The sequence below is a fragment of the Actinomadura sp. NPDC048955 genome (assembly GCF_040649435.1).
In the GTDB taxonomy this organism is placed as follows: Bacteria; Actinomycetota; Actinomycetes; order Streptosporangiales; family Streptosporangiaceae; genus Spirillospora; species Spirillospora luteofluorescens.
The window spans coordinates 1-5,608 of record NZ_JBEZJI010000134.1; the positions used below are offsets into that span (position 1 = coordinate 1).

Consider the following 5,608-nt stretch of genomic DNA (forward strand, 5'->3'; position numbering starts at 1 on the left):
CCGCCAGACGGGACGTAAGAGGCCATAAAAGAAGCGACGGCGGGGCGCCGGTCATCGGACTGGAAGCCCGATGGCCAGCGACGCGCCGCCGCCGCGTGGGACCGAGGAGCTTTCTTGGCAGGCAGCTCTCTCCGGTCCCGGTGCCCCATCGGTTTTTGTCGCACTCAACCGAGGAGGCTGCTTTGAGGGTACCCGCTTTGCCGGACCGAGCAGCAGCAGACACGCCCGTAGAGGCCGCACGCCCTCACTCAGAGCCGGCGCGCTCCGGGCTGCTCTCCACGCTGCTTCACCTACCTGCCGCTGGGCGCTCAAGGCCCAGCAGCCTGCCCGGTTCTCACTGCGGGGAGGCGCCCCTGAACCTCCCCTGACATGAAAAGGCGCCCCCGTAGGGGCGCCCTCTCTGCCAATTGAAATCGTGTCTCGCGCCTCTCGCCCGGATGACGGCCAATCCTCTGGATGAGTGAAGCGAGATACGAAGGTGGCGCTCGCCTGCGCCACAACACGCTTGGAGCCTGACGATAGCACGTAGTCGTCGGGGCGGCCTAGTACGCCCTGAAACCGGGAGCGGCACGGCCGTCCCTGAACCATTTGTCTCCGCAGGCCAAACACCTTGCGAAGCGCCTTCACCGCGAACTGTCGAAGGTGCCGCCTCTCATGCCGCCGCAGCCGAGGCGTGGGCCCGTATCACCGTGCCCTACATCGCCCAGCGTCCGGTTATGCGCGGGAGCCGAGACGGTGGCCGATCGTTCCCCCGCCAGTCCCGCGCCGGGTGCCGCTACGAGGTCGCACTCCGGTCAGAGTTGCCCACTCGGCCAACGACCGTGCCGACGGGCGATAGGGAGACCGGCACCACGACGATCATGGTGCTGGACCTGGACACATCCCGGGTCCCTCCGGAAGACGCCGCCGATCGGCCCAGGGCGATCCGCGCGGTGGCGGACAGCGCGGCCGCGCTGATCGCCGAGTGCGGGGGTCGGTCCCTGATCGTGACCAGCCCGAGTGGAGGCCGGCACGTCTACGTGTTCTGGGCGACCCCGCGGCCGTTCATCGAGGTTCGGCTCCTGACCAAGGCACTGGCTCGGCGATTCCCCGTGGTCGATACCTCGCCGATGGAGCACACCGACGGGCAGATCCGCGGCCCGGGCTCCCCCCACAAAAGCATCGGCGGGCGGATGACTGGCTACATGAGCCTCACCTGCAGCGTCCAAGATGCTGAAGCGATCTGCGCCCGGCCTTGCGGCGCGAACGTGTGGGAGGCACTCCACGTCGAGCTCGCCGCCGAGCTAGCTACTCACACAGGCGGTCCCATATACGAGGCACGTCACGCACAAGCACCTGAGGCCCCGCTGGACACCCATGCCCGCCCATACTGGCCCCGTCACGGGGGCCGCACGCCCCTGCCTCGCATCTATGCCGAGATCGCGTGCACTGGCAAGTACGCCGGCCTGTACACCAGCTCCTCCGAAGCCCGCCAAGCCATTCTTACCAGCGCTGCGGCACGCGGATGGCGGCTGCACCAAGTCCAAGAGCTACTCCAGCCGACCATGCCTTGGGCTGCGATCGCCGACTGGTGGCGCGACACGGCCCTCCTAGACGCGGAGTGGGAGAAGGCGGTCATGTTCACCGCGCCAGGCTCGGACGCCTCACCTGCAAAAAGCCAGCCACTCCGGCTGATGAGCAGCTCTGTGCACAGATGCAACACTAGTGAGAACTACCTCACGCCCCCCGGACAGGGTCGGGGGCGGGAGAAAGAACCTACAACCGACTACCTTTACGTTGTAAAAAACAATGGGTTGTGGGGATTGGAGGTCACTACTCAATCCCCCTGGGAACCGCAGGAATACCAGCAGATCAGGAGTTGGCAGAACGCTCTACTGATTGTGGAACGGTTGCTTGAGCTGGAATGGGGACGCAGGGCCTTGTCCTACCGAGCCATCCTTAGGGCCATCGGTGCGGCCGCGCAGATGAGCGGGTCGACCACTCTAGAGTTCGGAACGCGGCAGCTTGCCTACGCGGCCGGCGTCGATCACACCACCGTCTGTCGGGCTCTACGAGTGTTGCGTACTGGACCCTATGCTCTGATCGATAAAGTCGCTGATGCCCAAGGAGTGAGAGCCGACGTCTACCACCTCGTCATACCGGACGCTGTCGCTGTCGAGGCCGCGTGGAGGCGATGGCGGAGCGGGCGAATCGAGGCGATTCACCCTGTTTTTCGGGTGCTCGGCCACCCTGCGGCGATCGTCTACGAAACACTGAGCACCCTGACCTTGCCGCCGCATGAACTCGCCGCCGCGGCGCTCCTGCCTCGCTCGACCACCCATAAGGCCCTGTTGATCCTGGCCAGTCACGGCCTGGCCGAACGCGTAAACACGGGTGGATGGCGACGCGGCTCGGCCGACCTCGACGTCATTGCCATCGTGACAGGGGCCGCCCACGACGCCGAGGCCCAACTGGCAGGCCATCGGGAAGACCGCAAAAACTGGCACGCCTACTTGGGCATCGTCACCGACGCCTCCGAGCGAGCCATGGCTCAACACCAGGGCATTCCCAAAGTCGCTCACCAGCGGAAGCAGCGACGCCGTGCGCCCTCCTGGCTGATCCCACCACCACGGATCCAACTCATTACCGAGACAGACATCCTTCGACCAGCCAATGTCGATTCCACTCAGCTCGTCGGCGGTCTACCTGATTGGCCGAAGCTCCCAGTACCTCGCGGTCTGGCCGACCTCGCTCCCGACGTTGTAGCCGATATCTGCGACGACCAGACCGTCATTGCGGCCGAGCAGCGCACCCCAACCCAAGAGGCCGAGTACCAGCACCTGCTCAGACAACTTCACCACCCTGCAGTCCGTCAGAAACCTGACTCGCCACACGATGCGCCGAGGGCCACACCCCACCGAAGACCACAACGGTCCGGACCCACACGGGGGAGGCCACCGCCCTCCGCATGACTGACCTCTGGCGATCGTCACCTTTGTATGAAGCCTGCGCATCCCGGCCACGGTCGTGGGCGCAGCGAAGCCGAAGTCGCCGGTCGCGCCGCTGCCGCAGTAGTCGCGGATGATGCGGGTGGATTAGCTTGTCGGCGATCAGGTGCCCGGGCCGGATCCGCAGCCGCGCTCGCGGGGCCCGCGGCGCTGGTCATCGTCACCGAGGTCCGGCGCGCCGAAGTTTGTGTTCGGTAGGCATGCCCGATCGGCCGGCCGGAAGAGGAACCTGGCGCCGTGGTCATGCGGTGATGGTGAAACCTGCTCTGCCGTTCATGTACGTGATAATTGACTATTATCACGTACATAAGCGCTGAACGATCACGGCCGAGCTGGGGAACCGGCTCCGCAGCCGATGCACGACACCCGCACGTTATCCGGTACATCGCCGGGAGGGTGGGCAGCAGCCGGTGAGCGCCGCGAAGGTCACAGCGCTGCGCGGCGCCGTGATCACCCTCGCCGACGCCGCCGACGAGTTCCTCGGCACCAGCCGGGTCGCCAACCCCAACACCCACCGCGCCTACGCCTCGGCGATCGACCGGACCATCGAAGCGGTCGGCGGCCGCGACCAGCTCCTGGCCGACGTCGCCGACTCCGAGATCGGTGCCGCCCTCACCGCGCTGTGGGGCGGGTGTTCGCCGGCGACCTGGAACCGCAACCGTGCCGCTGTCGCCTCCTGGCTCACCTGGTGCACTACGAAGAAGAAGTGGGCCGCGCCGTCCGTCCCGGCCGATGCCGAACGCCGCCGCGAGAACCTCGACCACACCAAGGCCGTCCCCAGGCCCAGGCTGGAGCGGCTGCTGTCGCGCCGCGACATCCCGCTGCGGGACAAGACCCTCTATCGGATGCTGTACGAAACGGCGGCCAGAGCCGCCGAGATCCTCTCTCTCAACGTGCAAGACCTCGACCTGGAGAACCGGCGCGCCCCACTGACCTCCAAGGGCGGCGACACCGAATGGGTCTACTGGGCCGCCGGAACCGCCCGCCTCCTCCCCCGCCTGCTCCGCCTACCCAACGGCCACCCCGACGGGCCGGCCCACACCCGAGGACCCCTCTTTCTCGCCGAACGCAAGCCCGTCCCCGCACGCCGTCCCGGGCCCGAGCACATCTGCCCGCACACCGGCCGGGCCCGCCTCGGCTACGACCGGGTCCGCATCCTCATGGACGAACACCTCGGCCTGGACCCCCACCAGCTCCGCCACAGCGCCGCCACCCACCTCGGCGACCAGAGAGTCCCGCTCCAGCTCATCATGGCCAAAACCCGGCACAAGAACCCACGCACCGCCATGCGCTACACCCGGCCCGGCGGCGAAGCCGTCGCCGAAGTCACCGGCATCCTCGGACCGCCCCGCCGCACCCACTGACGCTCGCAACCCGAGCCCACACCAAACACGGCAACTCTGACCAGCCCGTTGCCCCTTTCGGGCTTACTTGGTCTGCCCCCTATCTCGGCCAGGACGCGGGCGCCGAGTTGGTCGCTGAGGCCGGGGAAGCTGATGATGACTTGGTGGTCGGGGTGCTGTTGGAAGGCTTCGGCGACGGTTTCGCCCAGGCGGCCGGCGTTGGCGCATTCGGTGTCCAGGACGGCCAGGAGCGCGCGGGCCTGCTCGCCCATCGTCTGTTCGACCAGCGGCGAGTGACGCAGGTGCGGCCGCCGCATGGGCCCGGTAGAGCTTCTCGGCCAGCTGCTCGATGACGCGTTGCCGACCGGACCGGCACAGCGTCGCGGCGATGCGAGTGCGCGCCGATCACCGACACCTAGCCGAGGAGATATGTCCCCCTCTGCGGAGGGAGACCGATTCCTTTTCGCGAGACCGCGGGTCGGTATAGGTATGAGCAGGAAGTGGACACGGGGGTTCGCCGCACCAGGCTCGGTCATGGGGGCGTCCCCTGCGGCTCCTACCTCTGTATGGCGGCAGCGTGGTCCTCGGCGACGTCGGCCAGGGCGATCACATCTAAGACCTCGACCGGACCGCAGGTCGCACCTGGATGTTCATGCAGCGCAGATCGACATTATTTGAATGTTCATCCATCCCTGAGGGGGTGATGTATGTGCTTTGCGGACGAACTTCTCGCCCGAGTGATCCCATGGTCTCGAAGGAGAAGCCGATGCCACCGGTTGATGCACCTGGAGGTATCATCGATCTCTGGGAGCCCACGGCGGTTCACCATCTCACCGACAAGCATATGGTCAGCGTGCTTGGCACAGAACTGAGAGTACACGGCTGTCGCCCTGCCGAGCGCGGTGGCGACTTCTATGTCTTGGAAGCGGCCAAAGACGAGACATCAACGGATGGCGGCACGGCGGTGGGACTCGTGGTCATCGAGGTAGATCGCAACCAGCTGGTGAATGCCCGCTTGAGCAGCTGATCTGATCGCGATCGCGGGCAGATCGGGCCGCACCCGTTGCAGGTTGTTGGGGAACGCTTCGCCGACCTCGATGGCCGGATCTAAGTGACTGCCCGCACGCTCGCGGCGGCGCGTTTCCAGATTGCTGATTGCCGGGCGTCGCCGCGCTGTCCGGTTGTCACGACCATCGACAGCGGCATCTGCCCCTGCTCGCAGGCCAGGTGCAGCTTGGTCGAAAACCCGCCGCGCGAGCGCCCCCGGGAGTGATCGGC

Annotated in this window: 3 protein-coding genes; all 3 read left to right on the forward strand. The window is 66.6% G+C overall.

The annotated features are described in order from the left end of the window. The first annotated feature begins 860 nt into the window (after positions 1 to 860). The 3 genes from AB0C84_RS45125 to AB0C84_RS45135 all read left to right on the forward strand — a co-directional run bounded on the left by AB0C84_RS45125 (position 861) and on the right by AB0C84_RS45135 (position 5,357). The gene (locus AB0C84_RS45125) at positions 861 to 2,951 is read left to right on the forward strand and encodes a hypothetical protein (RefSeq protein WP_361078873.1); all 2,091 of its coding nucleotides are present in this window, start codon (positions 861 to 863) and stop codon (positions 2,949 to 2,951) included. A 446-nt stretch (positions 2,952 to 3,397) separates the two neighbouring features. Next, a complete protein-coding gene (locus AB0C84_RS45130) occupies positions 3,398 to 4,351 on the forward strand; it encodes a site-specific integrase (protein ID WP_361078876.1) in 954 nt (317 codons plus the stop codon). Between the two features lie 724 nt (positions 4,352 to 5,075). After that, entirely contained in the window at positions 5,076 to 5,357 is a 282-nt protein-coding gene (locus tag AB0C84_RS45135; RefSeq protein WP_361078879.1) for a hypothetical protein, read from the forward strand. The last annotated feature ends 251 nt before the right edge of the window (positions 5,358 to 5,608 follow it).

Coding starts and splice junctions, on each gene's coding strand:
- AB0C84_RS45125 (WP_361078873.1), top strand. CDS start 861: ATGGTGCTGGACCTGGACACATCCCGGGTCCCTCCGGAAGACGCCGCC.
- AB0C84_RS45135 (WP_361078879.1), top strand. CDS start 5,076: ATGGTCTCGAAGGAGAAGCCGATGCCACCGGTTGATGCACCTGGAGGT.